Origin of the sequence: Vibrio sp. OPT41 (genome assembly GCF_015163595.1) — a bacterium.
Classification (GTDB): Bacteria; Pseudomonadota; Gammaproteobacteria; order Enterobacterales; family Vibrionaceae; genus Vibrio; species Vibrio alginolyticus.
In genome coordinates this window covers 513896-533167 of the sequence record NZ_JADDYH010000054.1, presented here as the reverse complement: position 1 = coordinate 533167, position 19272 = coordinate 513896, and the positions used below count along the sequence as shown (strand labels likewise).

The 19272-nt window shown below is 43.5% G+C and carries 22 protein-coding genes; 7 read left to right on the top strand and 15 right to left on the bottom strand.

Annotation, left to right across the window (positions count from 1 at the left end; genetic code table 11):
* Positions 1–92: integrase core domain-containing protein (locus tag IQP38_RS21080; protein WP_138939205.1), on the top strand; the 92-nt coding region annotated here is incomplete at its 5' end.
* Between the two features lie 19 nt (positions 93–111).
* Here IQP38_RS21080 and IQP38_RS21075 read toward each other — a convergent pair.
* From IQP38_RS21075 to IQP38_RS21060, 4 genes are all read right to left on the bottom strand, one after another.
* Positions 112–615 (bottom strand): YcxB family protein, encoded by a 504-nt coding sequence (locus IQP38_RS21075; RefSeq protein WP_193837992.1) that lies wholly within the window; start codon positions 613–615, stop codon positions 112–114.
* 224 nt (positions 616–839) lie between these two features.
* A complete protein-coding gene (locus tag IQP38_RS21070) occupies positions 840–1100 on the bottom strand; it encodes a DUF5062 family protein (protein WP_005376453.1) in 261 nt (86 codons plus the stop codon).
* Positions 1101–1182: 82 nt separating this feature from the next.
* The gene (locus IQP38_RS21065; RefSeq protein WP_193837991.1) at positions 1183–2259 is read right to left on the bottom strand and encodes a threonine aldolase family protein; all 1077 of its coding nucleotides are present in this window, start codon (positions 2257–2259) and stop codon (positions 1183–1185) included.
* 137 nt (positions 2260–2396) lie between these two features.
* Entirely contained in the window at positions 2397–3257 is an 861-nt protein-coding gene (locus IQP38_RS21060) for an immunity 49 family protein (protein WP_193837990.1), read from the bottom strand.
* Between the two features lie 356 nt (positions 3258–3613).
* Between IQP38_RS21060 and IQP38_RS21055 the strand changes: the two genes are divergently transcribed.
* From IQP38_RS21055 to IQP38_RS21040, 4 genes are all read left to right on the top strand, one after another.
* Entirely contained in the window at positions 3614–4228 is a 615-nt protein-coding gene (locus tag IQP38_RS21055; protein ID WP_193837989.1) for a PolC-type DNA polymerase III, read from the top strand.
* A 252-nt stretch (positions 4229–4480) separates the two neighbouring features.
* Entirely contained in the window at positions 4481–5008 is a 528-nt protein-coding gene (locus tag IQP38_RS21050) for a DUF6795 domain-containing protein (RefSeq protein WP_193837988.1), read from the top strand.
* Between the two features lie 117 nt (positions 5009–5125).
* Positions 5126–6886, top strand: a complete 1761-nt coding sequence (locus IQP38_RS21045) for an ABC transporter ATP-binding protein/permease (protein ID WP_005388762.1) — start codon at positions 5126–5128, stop codon at positions 6884–6886.
* 492 nt (positions 6887–7378) lie between these two features.
* Positions 7379–7771, top strand: a complete 393-nt coding sequence (locus IQP38_RS21040) for a hypothetical protein (RefSeq protein ID WP_005376463.1) — start codon at positions 7379–7381, stop codon at positions 7769–7771.
* A gap of 40 nt (positions 7772–7811) precedes the next feature.
* Here the strand turns inward: IQP38_RS21040 and IQP38_RS21035 are convergent, their stop codons facing one another.
* The 4 genes from IQP38_RS21035 to IQP38_RS21020 all read right to left on the bottom strand — a co-directional run bounded on the left by IQP38_RS21035 (position 7812) and on the right by IQP38_RS21020 (position 11455).
* On the bottom strand, positions 7812–8816 hold the full coding sequence (locus tag IQP38_RS21035; protein ID WP_193837987.1) for a metal-dependent hydrolase: 1005 nt from the start codon (positions 8814–8816) through the stop codon (positions 7812–7814).
* Positions 8817–9144: 328 nt separating this feature from the next.
* Complete coding sequence (locus IQP38_RS21030) at positions 9145–9603, bottom strand: hypothetical protein (RefSeq protein ID WP_005388759.1); 459 nt, start codon at positions 9601–9603, stop codon at positions 9145–9147.
* Between the two features lie 93 nt (positions 9604–9696).
* Positions 9697–10725: a phospholipase A gene (locus tag IQP38_RS21025; RefSeq protein ID WP_005376466.1), complete on the bottom strand. Its 1029-nt coding sequence runs from the start codon at positions 10723–10725 to the stop codon at positions 9697–9699.
* A 226-nt stretch (positions 10726–10951) separates the two neighbouring features.
* Positions 10952–11455, bottom strand: coding sequence for a DUF2938 domain-containing protein (locus IQP38_RS21020; protein WP_005376471.1), 504 nt, complete (start codon positions 11453–11455; stop codon positions 10952–10954).
* Positions 11456–11539: 84 nt separating this feature from the next.
* Between IQP38_RS21020 and IQP38_RS21015 the strand changes: the two genes are divergently transcribed.
* On the top strand, positions 11540–11947 hold the full coding sequence (locus IQP38_RS21015; protein ID WP_031778925.1) for a helix-turn-helix domain-containing protein: 408 nt from the start codon (positions 11540–11542) through the stop codon (positions 11945–11947).
* Between the two features lie 72 nt (positions 11948–12019).
* Here the strand turns inward: IQP38_RS21015 and def are convergent, their stop codons facing one another.
* The 6 genes from def to IQP38_RS20985 form a co-directional block, all read right to left on the bottom strand.
* Positions 12020–12526, bottom strand: a complete 507-nt coding sequence (gene def, locus IQP38_RS21010) for a peptide deformylase (protein WP_054576019.1) — start codon at positions 12524–12526, stop codon at positions 12020–12022.
* A 234-nt stretch (positions 12527–12760) separates the two neighbouring features.
* Positions 12761–13225, bottom strand: coding sequence for an ABZJ_00895 family protein (locus tag IQP38_RS21005; RefSeq protein ID WP_017635325.1), 465 nt, complete (start codon positions 13223–13225; stop codon positions 12761–12763).
* 32 nt (positions 13226–13257) lie between these two features.
* Entirely contained in the window at positions 13258–13587 is a 330-nt protein-coding gene (locus IQP38_RS21000; protein ID WP_017820979.1) for a YceK/YidQ family lipoprotein, read from the bottom strand.
* Positions 13588–14006: 419 nt separating this feature from the next.
* Complete coding sequence (locus IQP38_RS20995) at positions 14007–15452, bottom strand: N-acylglucosamine 2-epimerase (RefSeq protein ID WP_193837986.1); 1446 nt, start codon at positions 15450–15452, stop codon at positions 14007–14009.
* Between the two features lie 113 nt (positions 15453–15565).
* Positions 15566–16102, bottom strand: coding sequence for an AAA family ATPase (locus IQP38_RS20990; RefSeq protein ID WP_171342917.1), 537 nt, complete (start codon positions 16100–16102; stop codon positions 15566–15568).
* A 289-nt stretch (positions 16103–16391) separates the two neighbouring features.
* Positions 16392–17735 (bottom strand): magnesium transporter, encoded by a 1344-nt coding sequence (locus IQP38_RS20985; protein WP_170890121.1) that lies wholly within the window; start codon positions 17733–17735, stop codon positions 16392–16394.
* A gap of 215 nt (positions 17736–17950) precedes the next feature.
* Here IQP38_RS20985 and IQP38_RS20980 point away from each other — a divergent pair, with 215 nt between their 5' ends.
* The gene (locus IQP38_RS20980) at positions 17951–18826 is read left to right on the top strand and encodes a universal stress protein (protein WP_193837985.1); all 876 of its coding nucleotides are present in this window, start codon (positions 17951–17953) and stop codon (positions 18824–18826) included.
* 43 nt (positions 18827–18869) lie between these two features.
* Here the strand turns inward: IQP38_RS20980 and IQP38_RS20975 are convergent, their stop codons facing one another.
* Positions 18870–19259 (bottom strand): MazG nucleotide pyrophosphohydrolase domain-containing protein, encoded by a 390-nt coding sequence (locus IQP38_RS20975; protein WP_005376487.1) that lies wholly within the window; start codon positions 19257–19259, stop codon positions 18870–18872.
* Between the last annotated feature and the right edge of the window lie 13 nt (positions 19260–19272).

The window sequence follows — 19272 nt, the reverse complement described above, 5'->3', positions numbered from 1 at the left end:
TGGTAGCAGAGTCCGTAGATATCTATAATCAAATGAGGCCTCATACGGCTTTAAAATACAAAACGCCCGATGAAGTACATCGAGCGTTTTAGTTAAAAGTGTCAACCCATATCAGGACGGGTCACTCGCTTTTGATGCCGCGTGCCGATCTACCATAAACGTGATCGCTTCTTCATTTAAGCAAGATTTGCTGATGTATTGGCGTTGTTTACCAAGGTGAAGGATAAAGCCCAAATCAGTTTGTTCGAGTTGGTTGATATCATTCCAAGCGAGGCTGCGGTCAACTTTACCGCTTTTGTAGCGTACGCCATCTGCATTCACTTCAAACACCACTTTACTGCCGCGACTTGAGCTGATGGTTTGACGCCACAGCCACCAAGTTCTTTTGAAGTAAACGCTGCACGCTTCAATCACACTCAATACGATAAAGAACCAACCGACATAACCGTTAGGTAGCAGTTCAAACTCCAATAAAACCACACCAAAGATAAGAAACAGCATCCCTTTTAGGTACGCTTGTGGGAACTTCGTTGGCTGGCTAGTTTGATCATAACACTCAGCAAAGAAAGGTTTGTCGAGTATGTATTCTGTAGTGAATTCGAAATCTTTAGACATGTATGGTTACTTCAAGGCTTCTGTAAATGAGTAATCTTGGTTGCACTCTCGCAACACCTGCATTGTAGCGCTTCTCGGGATTTATCTTTAGTCCTTTTGATTTTGTTTTGTAAATCAATGATACCGCCACGCAAAAAGACCTCGGTGCTCTCGCCAAGATCAAACAAGGCGAACCATTTGGCTCGCCTTGCTAATTAATAACCTGTGTGACTTGTTGAGGTTTTCTACTTTAGAGGGTCGTTGTCTGGCAACGCACTGTGTATCCATACTGCCAGTCGGTGTTTGATGCTTGCGCCGTCTAGCTTGCTTTCCGGCAATGGCGTGATCTGTTTTGCATCGACCAAGAATAGGTAAATCGCTTTTACTCTTAGAGGTTGTGGTGACTGAGGAAGGTCAAAACCTTGTAGCTTCGCCATCTTCCCACCAATCTCTAGTGCCTTCTTAACCAGTTTGTCTTCATTGTGAAGTTTGGAGCTTTTTGACATTGATAAATCCTCTTCTTCGCTTCAATTAAGAATACATGAAGTGCCACGTATGGCGTGTTAGTAAGCTCGCATATTGATAAGTTTATGCCTTATTACCGAGTAACTGATTGAAAAACGACCTTAATTCGTCATCACCAAGATTGAGCAGGTAGTCACCAACATACCATTCAATGATCGATTGATTTGGATGTGCCGTGACTTGCGGGTTACCAAACCAAATGCCCTTTTCCGTGGCAAACGTGTATTGGAGTTCTTTCAACTCTTCGCAGCTAAATGGCAGGATAAGGTGCAACATGTTTGCTTGAGGCTGGGTTGGTCTTACCGCCAAAGTTGGGAACTCTTTAATGATCTTGTAGATCTGCTTTGTTCGCTCAAACAGAGCTGGCATTTGTGCCAACCTTTCATCAAACTGCATCGCCGCAGACACCACATAAGGTGTTCTGTGATACAGGTTGCCACCTTGGCGCTTCATCCACATTGAGGCCAGTTCAATGAACGCCTTTGAGCCAAGCAGCATAGAGCCGCCCATGCCGTTGATGCCTTTGTAAAGTGAAACATAGGTCGTATCAAAACTAGCGGCGATCTCGCGGTATTCTTTCTGATAGTAAGCTGCGGTTTCCCATAGTCTTGCGCCATCCATGTGGAGATGAATGTCATTTTCGGCGCAGTACGTTTTAATTTCTTCTAGTTCTTGCCATGAAGGTAGCTGACCGCCAATTTCTCGCATTGGGAGTTCATAAAGAACGGCTGCGATTTCATCCGGCCACGCAGTGAGATCCTCAAGCTTCCATGTTTGATAAGGGTTCCCTACTGGCAAAATACTAAAGCGATGTTGAAGCTGATAACCTTGTTTTTCATGCACCGGAATATGGCTAGATGCGTGCATGGCGACAATAGGATTACGCTTTTGTCTTGTGACAATTTCAAGCACCGTTGGTTGCGTCATCGTTCCTGTTACAACAAAAAGCCCTGCCTCGTAACCCAGCAGATCGGCAACCTTTTGCTCGAACGCTTGAATCGTTTCTCCATCGCCGTAGACATCGTGATTAACGTTGTTTTCTCCGCACCACTTCGCCATTTTCGCAAAGTGTTCGGCTGGAGAATCTTCTTTATTACCGGAGAGATGGGTATGACAAAGCTGTTTTAGGTGGGCACTCATTGTTCTGTCCTTTGAATCAAAGTTTCAACAATGTAACTTGTTAAAACGGAGGCGTAAACTGCATTTTCGCGATGCATTTTCTGCTTATGCTTCCATGCTGAACCTCCGATTGGACATAGATTTAACTTAAGAGTGATTTACGCAGAACGAAGATCATGCTCACCGTAAACAAGCCATTTCGGTAAATATGCGGCTTCTGGAATCGTCCAGCCATACTTATCGTATGCTAATGCAGCAAGACCAGTCAGTTTCAGAGAAACATTTCCTTTTGGCGAATAACGAACATCTTCATTCATGTAGAACTGGTAATGCGCCTCTAACGCATCTCTCAGTGCTTCTTGATAATGTGACTCATCGCCATCGATAATGGCAACAAACACATTCACAAAAGGAATAAACAAAGAATGTACATATGGCACCCTGGTTGATTCTAAATATTGCGGGGAGGATTTCTCCATCACAGTTTGCAATAACGCAGGTAGCGCTGATGAATTACTAAATACACCTTTAACGAACTCGACCAGTGCAACATCAAAAGGATCTTTTAAACGCACTAACGACTCATCCATGATGGTCATCAGCTCTACGCAGCGCCAATCTCTCGCGGCCATCGCTAAACAGATTTCATCCAACCATCCATCCATTGTTCCTTCTGCAACAGAACGGTTACCCACTTCCGAAAAGTGTCGGTGCCCAACGGAGAATTCAACCACTTGGTCTGAATGATTGGCCAGCAAGTACACGTTATTCAGTAACTCAAGCGCCCTTTTTATATAAGCTGGCGAGGCCTGATGTTGTCCGTATTCTGAAGCAGTGAAGAATGCCTCAAGCGAATCCCAAGCATCGCCTTTCATTCTTTTAAGAGGTTGCTTATAAAAAAATTGTTTTTCATCAAGCATCCTTTCCCAGAAGCTGTAAAAATTTTCGTCTTCTTCACGAAAAATACGCAATTTTCTTTCTTCAGGTATATCTAAATAGTGATTTCTTATTGTTTCCATCGTTCCCTAGCCTCGCATTATAAGTTGTTCTAATTTTTTGCCGTGATGATATTCATCCTCAAAATCAAGCCGTAAATGATGCCGAAGTTGATTTATAAAATCAATTTATAATCAGTATGTTGTATCGAAAGTTAATGCTTAACTGAAATGAATCGAAAAGCCGAAAAACATTTGAAATATAAGGCTACCGCACAAGCCGCGATGGGTAAGCCAGAACGTACCTGTCCATAAACAGTGGACGACGAACACTGACTTTGTGGAGTAAAGATAGACAGATATTCACCATTGTGTTCGCCTTTCTTTTTCTGTCGCTTTCGATAATACTCTTGCGCAATATTACTCAGCTGGAAAATTTTATGCCTCAAGCAAACTCTGTGGTCGTACTCGACTTTGAAACCACAGCTCTCTCTCCTACTTTAGGTGATCGCGCAATAGAAATTGGTGCAGTAAAGTTAGTCAATGGCGAGGTTGTCGATAGTTTTCAGCAACTCATGAACCCCGGTTTCAGAGTGAGTTCTTTCATTGAGAACTACACCGGCATTACCAACAATATGTTGCGATCGGCACCAAGCTGCGAAGAGGTAATGGCGTCATTTAGTGAGTTCATTGCTGGCGAGAACCTTGTCGCTCACAACGCGTCCTTCGATAAACGATTTTTAGATGCAGAGCTTGAACGAATCAACTGTGGTTATTCGGGTGAGTTTGCTTGCTCCTTACTGGTAGCAAGACGGCTCATTCAAGAAGCCCCATCACATAAGCTAGGTGAACTTGTTCGCTATAAAAATATCGACAACGACGGTGTTTTCCACCGTGCACTAGCCGATGCGCAAATGACAGCCAAGCTTTGGCTCTTAATGGTCGAAGGGATAGAAAACTCAGGCGTCGAAAAACCAAGTTTTCAGTTGATGCAAACAGTTAGTAAAACAGCCAAAGGAAAAGTCGACCTGCTACTCGCCAAAAGCCGTGCGTAACCCCCTCCGAACTAAAAGCTGATTCTAGTCTCTTCGACGTTTAAGTGATTTTCGATATACATGCGATATTGGTTATATCTGTCAATATCGCAGTGCTTCTTATTCAAAACAAAGATCGCCTGGGTCACTCTATCCTCCAAAACTTCTAAAAAAATCGTGAATTATGTCTCACCGATTTAGATACTCGCTATAGTCACTCGAGACAATACGCAACAATTTGAGGTGTATTCACTGACTACTGATTTGTAAGCGATGATCAACAATGTTTTTCTGTTCTTAGAACAGTTTGCAGCTTTACTCATACTCGTACTGATTTCTGTTTTTGCTGTTGGCTTTTTATTTTTTGGTAAGGAAGCTCAAGAGTTTACACCAAGCATAAAAGGACGTATTACGAAGAACGATACTCCCATAAAGAATGCAAATGTAGTACTTAACATTCGGTCAGAAAATCGATCTTTCGAACGTAGCTTCACCACGAATACAAATGGGGAATTCAAGTTTGATCCTGTTTTCAGAAAAAGGAACAAAGTTCTAAGTATTTTCGATGGCCTATTTCAAACAATATGCAGTGTAGAAGTGACCACAACCGTTGCCAATCAAAAGGTTGTTATTTGGAAAGGAATTTTCAGGCATCATGTCATCGGTATGAAGGAAAGAGTAAATATGTCTAATTTAAACTGCGAAGCCACCAACCCCATCAGAAAGTTTGAATTTCAATCCCATGGGGATTCCGTAAGTAGTCAATGTGACTTAAGTGATTACTTAAAAGTAAACAGATAGAGTAATGTTTACTCTATCAAACTCCTCAACTTCCTGATCCGAAAGCGGTAGTTCGCTGGTCTCATCAACCAAACTGGCTTACTATGCCAGGTACCTAAAACGCTTTGTGAGTCACTCATGAGCAGAAAAAATAACAAAAATCTCAGCATTCTTCTTAAACTCAACACCTTTATTGCACCGTATAAATGGCGGGTTGCGGCGGCCTTGGTTGCCCTTGTCGCGACAGCAAGTTTGACGTTATCCGTTGGCTATGGAGTACGCATACTTATCGACCAAGGCTTTGCTCAGCAATCATTGCAAGAGCTTACCAATGCGATTCAGTTTATTGTCGGTGTCACATTGTGTATTGCCATTGGGACTTTCTTTCGCTTTTACCTTGTCTCTTCCGTAGGTGAGCGCGTTAGTGCGGATATTCGCCTTGCGGTGTTTAACCATGTGATTACGCTGCATCCGAGCTATTTTGAGACTAACAGTAGTGGCGACATAATGTCGCGCCTGACTACCGATACCACATTGCTGCAAAGCATTATTGGTTCATCGTTCTCGATGGCGATGCGTAGCGCTTTGATGTGTTTTGGTGCCATCATTATGTTATTCGCTACCAACGTTAAGCTCACGCTGATTGTGCTTGCTTCTGTGCCTTTGGTTTTGGTGCCAATTTTGTTTTATGGACGACGCGTGCGTGCTCTCTCTCGCCAAAGTCAGGACTCAATGGCCGATGTCGGAAGCTACGCTGGAGAAGCGATAGAACATATTAAAACCGTGCAAAGTTTTAGCTCAGAGTCGCATGAACGAGCGGCTTTCGCTGTCGAGGTGGAAAAAGCTTATGAAGTAGGCAGACAGAGAGTAAAACAGCGCGCGATCCTGATATCAGGCGTTATTGTGATTGTGTTCAGCGCGATTTCAGGCATGCTTTGGATAGGCGGCAGCGATGTGATTCACGGAAAAATGTCTGCGGGTGACCTAGCCGCATTTGTGTTTTATGCCATTATGGTTGCCTCATCGACTGCAACCATTTCCGAAGTCATGGGTGAATTGCAAAGAGCCGCAGGTGCTACCGAACGGCTGATTGAGATCCTTCAAGTAGACAGTGATATTAAAGCGCCAAGCAACTATTTGCCTGTCCGTTCCGACATGCCTGCTGAGGTTAACTTTAATTCGGTGAGTTTCAACTACCCTTCTCGACCAAATCAACCAGCAATCAAAGAATTAAATCTAACTGCTGAACAAGGAAAAGTGTTGGCGTTGGTCGGCCCTTCTGGTGCCGGTAAAACAACACTATTCGAACTGCTGCAACGCTTTTATGATCCGCAAAAAGGGCAAGTGTTGTTTGGTGGTGAAGATATTCGACAGTTCGACCCAAACGAACTTCGACGTCAAATGGCGCTCGTACCACAACAACCAGCGCTGTTTAGCCATGATGTTTTCCATAATATTCGCTACGGTAATCCTGAAGCGACGGATGAACAAGTTATCGAAGCCGCGAAAAAAGCCCATGCCCATGAGTTTATTGAGAAGCTTCCCGAAGGCTATCACAGCTTTTTAGGGGAGCGCGGCGTTAGGCTATCGGGCGGACAAAAGCAGCGCATTGCGATTGCTCGCGCGATTCTAAAAGATCCAAAAATCTTACTGCTAGACGAAGCTACCAGCGCCCTTGATAGTGAAAGTGAACATCACGTTCAACAAGCACTTGAAGCTCTAATGAAAGGACGCACAACGCTGATTATTGCTCATCGTCTTTCGACTATCCAACATGCGGATAAAATTGCGGTGCTCGACAATGGCGAGTTAGTCGATGTCGGTAACCACCAATCATTAATGCAAAGCTGTGAGTTGTATCAGCGACTTGTGGCATTGCAATTTAAGCACTTGGAGTAACGCCTAGTTAAGCGTTCAAAAGTAAGCAAAGGCGGACCAAATAATTTAATAACAGGAGTTTAACGATGTTTTTGTGTCAGTCCAGCGAGCCTTGGCGAGACTAAGAATCTAGCTCTGAGTGGTTAATGAGATAATTTAGACCATGAAGAGCTAGGATAGAAGATCCCACATCATGTCCCATCGTCGCTGTACAAGGTGACGAAATACAAAAGATGCCACTCGCAGTTAAACGAGCGGCATTAAACCAAGCAGCTCGCCTTTTAACAAAGGAATTCCAGTAAGAATCCAGTAACCAGCGTATTCTCCCTTCAACTAGAAATACTCGTTCACAACTACCATATAAAACCCAATCAACTTCATTTGTAACAATTCAGGTTTCAAAAATAGGAAATCATTACTGAAAAAGTTTACCGCGTTTTGTGTTGCTATCTATGGTTACAATGTTTGAGACATCAATGCCTTCAAACCAAGCAACACAAAAGCGGCACCGATATGAACAGCGAAGCGAAACAACTATTTTCTTATCTATGTCAGCGATACGATGCGCTTTCTCAAGAGCTTGAGTCTCGCCCTTTTCCTGAATTTTCTGAGACTATTACTCATCCTCTTGGGCACTGTTTAGTCCGTTGCCCAGCAGGTAGCCAACGCTTTTCTATTGTAGCAGTCAACTTTGCACCCTCCGTTCGCGGGCAAGGCGTGCTTACTGCATTTATCGACTACATCAAAAGCAATCCTTACCACTACCAAGGTGTTGAGGTTGCAATCATTGAAAACAAGAACTTAGCTAAACGGCTTTTGTCTCTTGGCTGGAAGTACAAGTCCCTGTTTGGCAAGATTTTCTTCGCTAGCAAGCCGACCCTAGTAAAGGACTTTCAGTCTGCGTAATAGTTATTACGAAACCGCATCGACATCCAAAGTAAAACCATCACTCAAAATCCGTAAGCATGTTGAAAAAAACTTGGCGCTCTTCTGCAGTACTTCCTCGATGAGCAGTGTATTCAACGTGCGCGTCTGCGCTGGCTTTTGGGGATAGATTGATGCCCCATAACGCATTAATTTGGTTTGGTACGATGGAATAACGCATATCAACAATTCGCATTTCATTATTCGGATCCGTCGCTACAAAACCGTTTGAAAACCAACGGAAACGTTCGATGTCTTTTGCTTGTTGCGATTGCGGGTTTAGCCACGGAAATTGCTCTTTTATATTTAACTTTGGAGTTGATTCGCCAGGGTAAATTTTTATTGAACGCCCCACCCTTACGGCATCTACATAGTAGCTCTCTTCCGTTTCATAAATTAGTTTCCAAACCAAAAGATTGCTGAAACTTGGTTTGGCTTTTAATTGTATAGCGTTGTGTTGTCGCTCTTTGACGATTTCCCAACCAACTACTTCTGCTCTATCTCGTTGTATCGTTCCAAGACTTAGGTAAGCCAGGCACCATAAAAATGCAATGCGGGCATAGTTTGGGCTTCGCTTCAGTGCAACAAACAAAAGCAATATTAAAATAGGGAGTGTGAACGCGGGGTCGATTACCGAAATAGTGTTCCAAGCATAACGCGTGTTGCTTATCGGCCATAGAAGCTGTGTTCCATAACTGGTGCATGCGTCTAATAACGCATGGGTACTATAACCAAGCGCGCAGTAAAACCAACTCTGCCGGAAGCTTAGTCCTCGCTTTTTTGCGAACAATGGATACAACAACAAAGCACAAATGAAACTACCAAACGGGATAAACAAGAGCGAGTGAGTAAATTGGCGATGGTATTCCAAATACAGCAAAGGATCAGTTGAAGAACGGATTAGCACATCTAAATCCGGAGCCATCCCAGAGACCACGCCCAACACGCCAACAACTGCAAGGTTTCGCTTGTTGCTCACCGCCAGTGGCAAAGCTGCACCCAATAAACCTTGCGTTAACGGATCCATCGTTCACTTCCTTTAGATAGATGAAGCTCAGCTGGAAAGCGTACACGCTCAATAGTCGGTTCCAATTTAAAAACCAGAAGGTTCTTCGACATAAATTATCCGCATTTAAGTGGAAAACAATACACGACTTAGTCATGCATTTGCTTGTTTAGCAACAAACACCTTGATTTAGTGTAAGAAGGAATCACGCCGTTCGCTAGTGAACGAACAAATCTGAGTCTAGGCTTGTTTGTTATTTCAAACCCGAAGGTTTATCTGACGCGAAAAAACAAGGCGAACCAAATGGCTCGCCTTGTTTCTAATTTACTGAACGATAAACGACAGGTGTTTAGTCTTGAGGATTCTCTTTCGCGTTGATTTCAGCGTAAGTGTGCAGCAGCTCCGTCAATGTTTTTACCCACGCAAAAACATCCGAAGGTGCATTTTCGATTAGTTTTTCCACTAGAGCACAGTGTGTTTCTAGCGTGATGGCCTCTTCCAAACGGAATGAGATCGCGTAGAAATGCCAAAGCACCAATCGCGTCATTCGCTCGCTATTTTGCTTTGCGTTGTCTGAGTCATCAAACGCTTGTTGAATTTCACTCAGTGCGATTGCTGTCATGCGTAGCATTGCATCAAGACGTGCAGACAACATGCGGTCTTCACTATCCACTTCTTCTTGATCAAAAGTGAACAGCTCATTCATCACGTCTTCTGGCACCATTTTACTGATCATACGAGCACTAAACTCTTCCAGCTCATGGCGAGGCATAGTTACAAGACAATCGAAGGTGTAATCACGAAGCATAAAATCACTCTAGGTTAGAAATCAATTTCAGCCTCGCATTCTAAATATTGAAATTTCAATTGCCAGTGTTAATTTCTATCCATCTACGAAAAACTACAAAACACCGTTGATTGCAATACCAACACCAATCCGCTGCTGATTATGATCATAGTCGATCAAGCTCTTACCATAACCCGCTGAGTATTGTGCGTACCCCTGAACTTTGCCCCAAATCGGAAATGACACACCCAGTTCTGCAAAACCCTTATGTGTTTGAAAGTTCTGGCGACCTAAAAAGGTAAACTCGTAACCATTCCACTTGTAAGCACTCGATAGCTCAAAGTGTCCCATATAGTCTTCGATATCCGGGTTATCATCACCTTTGGGATCATTAGGCGATGTCTTTTCATCTTCAGGTATACGCCACCAAGGCTGGATAGAAACCGCAAAATTGTCTTTTGCAAAGGTTACGTTGGCATAGACACGGTTCCAACTGCGCGATAGCTCCTGTCTCTGACCGTTAGACTCATGTTCAATACCAAAACCTAACCAAGTCGAACCATCAAGTGGTTTCCAGTCTGTTGGGGTGTAGTAAAAAAGCTCTGGACGATAATTGGTTTCACGGAATGGACGAGATGCTGCACCCGTGTATACCTGCCAAAATGATTTAAGAGTCATTCCAAAAAACAGACCATCGCCATCAAATAACAAGTCATCATAGTTCATTGGTACTTTAAAACTGATTTGGAACTCCGCCTCTTCCTTACGCAGTTCATCGCCGTATTTGGTGTCAGCATACGCGCGTTTATTTACTCGATCACTGTACGTAAACGGAAGAATATAGTTAACGCGATGCGCGACCAGACTAAACGGTTCGAACGCGTTTTCTCGTTCTGATTCCAAACGCTTGTCGACCAAACTTTCCTGAAGTTCTTCAGGCTCTTCAATTTCCGGATCAGCGGGCACTGTGCTGGTTACTGTGTCAAGCTCACACTGCGCGCGAATGCTCTTTATGGTTTCCTCACCTTTGCTTTGCTTTATTTTGTCTAGCAAACATAAATCATAAGCACTGGCTGTTTCTCCCATCGCAACTGGCGCTGCCAATAAACTCAGTATTGATATCCCTGCCACTTTTGAAGCCATCTGAAACCCTTAATATTCTTTATGTCAAACCAGATAATTTTAGTTTTTCTTGGTAAACCGCTTGCCATTCTGACGTTAAGGCAATGTTAAATATCCGCCGACTTTACATCTTGGATAAATGCAACAGACTTTAGACATATCGGTCAACTATGATCAAAGCGCAAAAAACAACCAAGAGTTGAGCATCATAGATAAAAACCACTCGTTTGCATGATGCTCATGTTCTCTATGCAAAATACTGGCTCGTAACTTTGATTGCAAACCCGGCTATGAATAAACCCAAACCATAACCCAAATGCGCCAATGTGCTAAGAAAACGGGCTTTCCAAGGTGTTGGGGTTTTACTCGCAGCAAAACCAAATCCTAGACAAGGTTGAATGACCAAAAATGGGAAGATCAACGTTACCACGCCTGTAATTAAGCTGGGCATTAGACTGGGCTCTACCAACCAATGATGACCAAAAACAGTAACGTGAGCCAAAGCGAAAGTAACGCCGATGGCATAATGCAAAAACCAGCCAAGTGACTTTTCTCCCGGCATCGCCTCTGACGCCATAATTGGCGCATGCATAAGCTTTCCTTGGGGCATGTACAAAACCCAGCGCGCAACCAACGCATAGTTTAATGAAGGAATACCAAACACTCTCCTTTGTAACCATGCCCATAAATCCATTATCAAAGTGGCACCAATCCCTATTAGCACCGCTTGCAATCCCATTAAAAGCAGCATTTTTCTCTCCTCAAGTTTTTGATTTGTTAAGGTCTTAGTTGCATGCTACAACTTAAAGCCAACTTGAAGTCAATGGGGAATAATATGGATATTGCAGAAGTGGTTAGAAAATCAGGATTGCCGACTTCAACGCTCAGGTACTACGAACAGCTGGGGTTAATTCGCTCGATAGGAAGGAATGGATTGAGACGCCAATATTCACCAGAGGTACTCAATACACTCAATTTAATTAGTTTGGGGCGTATCGCTGGAATATCGCTTAACGAAATGGCAGAAATGTTGAATCAATCAGAAGTTTCAAAGCCATATATCGATCGTGACTTACTAACGAAAAAGGCACTTGAGATTGATGAGCAAATAAAACGTTTGAAAGCGGTGCGAGACAGCCTAAACCATGTTGCCACCTGCCCTCATGAGTCACATATGGACTGTTCTTCATTTCAGAAGCTTATGAAGGTCGTAAAGCGTTATGTCCCCCAAAAGCAGAGATAAACCGCTCTCCCTACCGTCCTATTCTTGATTTACAAGGAAGTAACTCGCGGTTGTGAGTTACTTCCTTTCATATTACTTAGCTTGCGATTTTACGTACTTCTTCACTTTTTTCATCGCCATTTTTTGCTTCAGCGGTGAAAGGTAATCAATAAACAAGTTACCCGATAGGTGGTCAATTTCGTGCTGCATCACAATCGCCAAGAACTCACCGCTCTCAATTGTAATCGGGTTGCCATCACGGTCTAGTGCAGAAACAACAACTGACGTGTAACGCTCTACATCTGCGTAGTACTCAGGAACAGATAGGCACCCTTCTTGACCAAGTGCTTTGTTTTCTCCGCTCACCACTTCTGGATTGACTAAGATTAAAGGATCATTGCGTTCGTCAGAGATATCGATGACAACAACCGCCTCTTTTCTGCCTACTTGGGTTGAAGCTAAACCGATACCATTGCCCGTTGCGTAAAGTGTTTCTAGCATATCGTCTATCAGCGTTTGTACTGTCGATACATCAGTGACTTTTTCTGCTTTTACTTTAAGCCTTGGGTCTGGAATGGAGAGAATTTCGAGGACTGCCATACTTACCTTTCATATCTATAAATCGTAATTCGTGGAGAATTATACACACGTTTCTCGATACATAAACCTGCTAAGCTATCTTGCGCACAAGGCATAAACCATTAACTCAAACGACAACACAATAAATGGGTTTGCCTTTTAAACAAAAAATCCTACAAACAGGAAACTAAAACGCCAGCACATTATGGCTGGCGTCTTGTCATGATCCTAATTGAATCGTTTGTTGTATTTTATCTACTGACTTTCCTTGGCTTTGAGTAATACTCTAATCGCCATTTTCTCACCACTTTTTAAAATTAAGTAGGCGATGCCAATCGTTATTAGCATTATGATAGCAATAAAAATACTTACCCCACCGAGCTCAGATAATAAATAAAACGGAGAAATATCTAACGACATTAAGATAAGAGAGAACACTACCAAACTTGCTAAAGTCCACAGTAAAACAGCATACCATCTTGTTTTTGATGGCATTACATCTCCAGTCTTGTAGCCGAAGTAATAACCAACACTCATGGCTGGGATTAACGTGCTAAGAAAGCCTGTACCACTCATTTCTATCCCAACAATATATTCAATGGCCAACAGCAATGCAGCCCAACAAACGGACGCCAGACACAACAGAGACGTAACAAGAAGTACCGATGGTGGCTGGTTTATTTCTGATTCTGAATAGTTATTTTTTAATTCCACTTTCATTTCCTTCCATTTATTTGAATAAAATAAGCGTTTTAGATCATGCTTCCGCTTGGACAACCTAGAGAAACAACACCGCCATAACTCGTTGTTGGCGTAACTACCATGACTAAATCAACAGGAAGAAACACAACGTCCGTTGCTAACGACAAAGGAATGTCAATCAATGATAGTGGGTATAACGCGATAGAAGTAATATCAGCTCTTAAATAGCAAGGTTGTCGTGCGACTGATAACGCGGTGCCTGAAAACGGCTTTCCGTATCCGCCACCAGCATGCGCATCTATAGACGAACACCCCACCATTAAAGATGCTGACACCACAAGAAATACAACTTGTAGCTTTTTAAATAGTTTTATTTTCATTTAACCTAGATTCCAACTAACTGTTATTTTTTAAAACTAACCCCTCTCTCTCAAATTGTATATTCAATAAGTTTACTCATATGGGCCCAGTGCAACCATGTTAATACGTTCTATGTATCAGAAACAATTCATTTATTTCCAATGACACTAGTGAGATTATGCGACGTGATTGGAATCTCACTTAAGTTTTCATGGACCTATCGCGCTGAAAATTGAAGCCTCTACCTGTCATAGAATAAAAAGCCGTCAAAGCCAGTGGTTCTGACGGCTTTTTGTAAGCGCCCCGTGGGCATTACCTACACCATTATTGCTTGAAGCTTATCTAGTGACAGACCTAGATAGCTAATAGTCGCACTTGCTGTCGGAGGATTTTATTGGCTTTTACGCGGACTTTAACCAACACATCACCATCGACCAACCTAAGGTCGAATATTGGTGAATGTCGCGATGGTGACTCCATCACTTTGTGACGACAACGATTTTACGTCTGCGCTAAAGTAATATGGATTAAGTGGCATTTTGCTCTCTGCTGGTCGCGCGTAGTAAAGCTTGGCGGGCTGTTTTGCCATTTGTTGCGCGTACAAATACCCGACCAACGCATGTTCAAACTGGTGGTAACCATTTCCCCAATGGAACGCTTTGGTTGATTTAGGATTCAGACCAACACCTCCGTACTGATGATCCACCCATACGTCCATAAAAGTGGGTAACGTGTATTGAAGCGTTTCTTTCATCGAACCATCAATAAGGGAAACTGTCATTGCCGCTTGATCGAGCTCTGCCCATTCCCAAGACGAGCTGTAATGCTTGTGCGGTCTTGATTGCCAAGCAGGAATGCTCTCTTGCGTCCATTTACCCTGCCATTCTGGAGAGAAGAGCGCTTTGACTTGCTCAAAGTTTTGCTGGTATTGCGCTTGTTTAAGCGTGTGTTTCATTCCTTTGAAACCAAACTCTGTCCACTTTGAATTTTCCAACAACTGACCTGTCAGATACGTCATCCAATACGCCTTGATGGTGTGTCCAAAATCATTGTGTTTCGCATCTGGCATCATTACCGCTTTGTGGTGTATCGCGCCATAAAAGCGCTGCTCTTTGACGGAATGGTAGTTATCTATCATCACTTGCGTCAGCCATTGCAGATCTTGCTTCCACTTGGCTTGCGCTGGCGGTGGTAAAAGTGGCGCCGTTAACAACAGATAGCCATTGATCTGGTCAAGTTGAGCGACTAGCTCTTGCTGCTTCGCACCTTCCCCATCACCGTCTTTCAAAACCCAAGCCAGACCGCGATCATCGCTTCGTCGGTATTGTTTAAATATAAACGCTTGCTGGTCGATAAGCGCTTGTTCAACCTTTGGATCTTGCGTCAAGTAGTAGTACATCGCCAACCCCACCAAGGCGTAAGCTTGGTCTTGAGAAGTTCGTTGTTGCCACTCCATCCCCGGTTTTCCACCACGCGTAAAGCTCACAAAGCCGCCGTTTTTCTCATCTTGTAGATGATCAATCAGGTAATAAGCCCCTTTCTTTGCCAGCTCTAATGCTTGCTTGTCACCCGTAAGATGAAAAAGCACGCCATAAGCGTAAGTTTGGCGCGATTTCATGCGGGTGTATTCGCGATCGAAGTGCGGGCTAATCCACTCTTTGTTTAATTCTTCACACGGCTTTTGTGGGTCGAGAATGACACCGTTATCACAACGAAAAGTCGGAAAATTCCCCGCAGGTTGTCCATGCGCGCTTTCCATCATCCAATATGGGGCTAGGCCATTCGTCACATGGTTTAACCAATCATCCCCCGAAGGCAGGCCTACATCAGCAAAGCTGCTCATGCTCGTCGTTGCGAGCAATAAGGTAAGATATTTAAAAGACATAACACTCAATTAAGTTATTGAATTTTATCCAGTATAAATAACTCCCTTTACGCATATTGTCGTCGTGGTCACAATCGCCTTACGCATTTGTTTGCATCAATCATCTTTCAGCCTTATTCGATGATTGAGCCGCGAATAAACGCTACTCTGTCTTCGACTGACATTTTGGGCACTTCGATCAATTGATAACCAAATTTGTGATAAGCGTTGACCATCTGTTGATACGTAGCCACCGCTTCAGAAAAATCTTGCTTTCGCTCTTCGTCGTTGCTGAATATCGACGTCCACGGTGGAAAAATGAATACTTGAGAATGATAACGAAGCGTCTGGCAATGCGTGATGAGCTCATGCGAGATTGGCAGTTGTTCCAACTTACTGTAGCCATATACGTCCACAATACTGCGATCAAAAAACACATTCCCTTGGTGGACATTGAAAGCTCGGTAATTGCTCACTTCTACCTTCATCATTTCGTCTCGAAAAGCTTGTTTGTCATTCCAAGGTAATGCTGAACCGTGATTGGCAACCTGCGTTTGTATTATTTGACGGCCGGTTTCTGGCGCGCAGATAAAGCCTTGTGTTTTTAGCTGTTCGATTACCGAAGTTTTCCCTGCACCAGGACCACCAGTGAATACGATGAGTTTGTTCAAAATCTTTTCCTTATTTTTTGTTTGAGTGAAGTAATGCGTGTACAGCCAAGAAAATTGGCATCATTTGGCGTTTGAAATTGGAATTTGGCATGCTAACGTTAAGCGAGATCGGTAGTGGGAAATTTGGGGAATAGAACTGAGCAGTGAAGAGATTTACAAAGTAAGAACCGAAACGACGTGTTCATCGGTTATGGAAAACGGAGGAATGCTGAGCGAAGCAAGCTCGCCCAAAATAATGGGTTGGGAAGTGATGCGATTGGTTCTGATGGTTAACGCGTCAATTGAATATCTATATCAAGAAAATGGCACCTAAGCCTAAGAACGCAAAGAAACCGACGACATCGGTAACGGTCGTCAATACTACCGAGCCAGCCACGGCGGGGTCAATGTTAAACTTCTTCAACGTGAATGGTATCAACGTACCCGATGCCGCGGCCGCCAAACTATTGAGGAAAATGGCACAGCAAATAATAAGTGCCAATGGCCAAGAGTCAAACACCATGTAAACGACACCCGCGATCACCAATCCCATAATTAAACCATTAATGGTGGCGATTTTTAATTCCTTATTCACCAATAGCTTCAAGTTACTTTGGTGCAAGTGGTTTAGTGCGATACCTCGAATGGCCACCGCTAAGGTTTGGCTACCCGCGATGCCGCCCATGCTCGCCACGACAGGCATTAAGATCGCAAGCGCAACGACTTGCTCGACCACATTATCAAAAATACCAATGATGGCAGAGGCAACAAAAGCGGTCAGCAAGTTAATCACCAGCCAAAGTGCTCTTAGCCTTGTCGCCACGCTTAATGGTGTGAACAAATCTTCTTCGCTTCGTACGTTTTCTGCCACTACAGCTTGTAGGCTGAGTTCGCGCAACGTAATCGCGATGGTCGCCATCGACAAGACGCCCATAATTTTGCCACCAGCCATGATAGGAAACCAATGTGCTCCACCATCAATCGAGACTTGTTTGCTGACACTTTGAATCGTTTGAATATCTTCTAGGATTGGCGTAACTACGGTCAAGTCGGTAAGTTTGATATGATTCTCGTGCAGCAACAGGGTTTGCGGCTCTATCGTACCAATCACACCACTTGCATCACGCACAATAATCAACCGCACTGGACTTTGCCCGCGTTTTAGCAGCTCGGTTTTGATGCCTCCTACGCTGTTTTTAGGGTTTGCGACCAGAAAGTGAGGCTCGGCATAACGTCCAACTTTGTTGTCTTCATACGACAATGCTTGTTGGATATGCGCGACAGACTCTTCACTTTGATCAATAAGGTATTCATCTACAAATTCGGTCGGTAGAAAGTCCGCAAATATGATCAGTTCTGAATCCGTTATGTACGCCAAGCGTTCATGTTGTAATTCTTTATTGAGTGATTGATGAATGTGCTTGGCGGTGTCGTATCGGAGCAAATTTAATACCGTCCAATACTTCTCAGGCGGCACTGCTTCTATGACACGTTTACGGTAAGCAATGTTGACCGATTCCAAAATGTTCGCAATCTGTGCTTCTTGATAGTCTTTCAAAAAGCTCAAGTCTTCGGTCGATTCTATCGCTTTAATGATCTCAGCAAGCAAATGTGGCACTTTGCGGTTAATTTGCAATTGGTTGGAATCTATCATTACTTTTACCTATAGCTTTCACTACCACATTCGCCGCATTGACGATATGTGCTATCCGAAGGCATGAATTCTTGATGTTAAAATTCTAGGCGATAGTTGACTTAATTGCGGAATTTATATTTCGCTCGCAGAAACAAAACGCCTCTGCATCAGTTCATGGTATAGACTTGAATGTGTGTCAGGCTCATTCGCCTTGTTTGATAATGGAGTAATCAATGGCACCTGTATTTTTTCTGACTCAGCAGGCCGCCTTACCAAGTCGTAAGGTGCTTCGTAAAGTGATTCAATTTTCGACAGCGTTGGCTCAGCCTATTGTGGTTTTAGTGGAAGACCATCGCCGAAGTGAAGATCACGCATTCGCTCATTTTCTCAGTTTCAACTCTGACCATATAGAAAAAAGACAAGCTGAGTTTGAAGCTTGGACCTTAAAGTTAAACGCATTAATTGTCGAACTTTGCGAAGAAGAAGAGCTTGAAACACCAACGCTCTCTTACGAGCATTTCAAAGGGAGCCATTGGGTTGAGCAAGTTGCGAAACGGCTTGTTGACCACACCGACTTACTGCTCGTGGGACACTTTAACAAACACGAGATTCAAACGATGCTCACAGAACTAGCACAACAAGATTGCGACTTGTTGCTACTGAGTGAGCGGTCATGGCCTTCTCACGCCAACATGCTTTGTGCAATCGACCCACTTCATCGAGGGGATGAAAAGTCGATAGTAGATAAAGCCATCGTCTCGCGAGGCTCAAAATTAGAACAAACCTTAAGCGGGAAAATGACGCTCGTTTACTGCCGATACGTCGCACCATACCTCTCTCGCTATCGTGCAGAGATATTAAGCAATCAAAAAACAGGCATTACAGATTTTATTACTGCGCAAAAGTTAACGCGAGTTCCATTACTATTACCGGAAGGAAACCCTGAAACGGCGTTACCAAAAGCAGTTAAGCAATCACAAGCAGCGATTTTGATTATGGGGGCATGTAAACGAAGCATGTCATCTCAATTTTGGTCTGGCAGCACTGTAGACACGTTACTTGATCAACCACCTTGTGACCTACTGTTGGTCAACAGCTCCAAGGGCTGACTAGGTATTCTCTATTAACCTATCCTTTCAATACCAAGCGCAGTTATTGGCTCTTTACATCTTCTAACTGCGCGGCTTCATGCTCTGCGTTCAAGGCTTGTTTCTGCTGCTGTTTTATCTCATCCCAACTGCGTCCCGACTCAATCGCAGATACACGCTGATCGTATTTGTTGCAGGCTCTTTCGAGTACTTTCTCAGGATCTATACCCTTTTCTCTTTCCAGCGCTTTTAATACGTTAAGATAGTTCCACAACACATCGCCTAACTCGTCTTCCAAATGACAAAGGCGATCCTCACGAATCTCTTCGCGGACTTCATCAACTTCTTTGCCAATGGCCTCCAGATAAGTCTCTACGCCTTTAAACCAAGTATTGGTTTGGTCATATTGGGATTTTCTCGTCGCAATTGCATACAGCTCATCAAATTTCTTCATTGCCTCTCCGTAG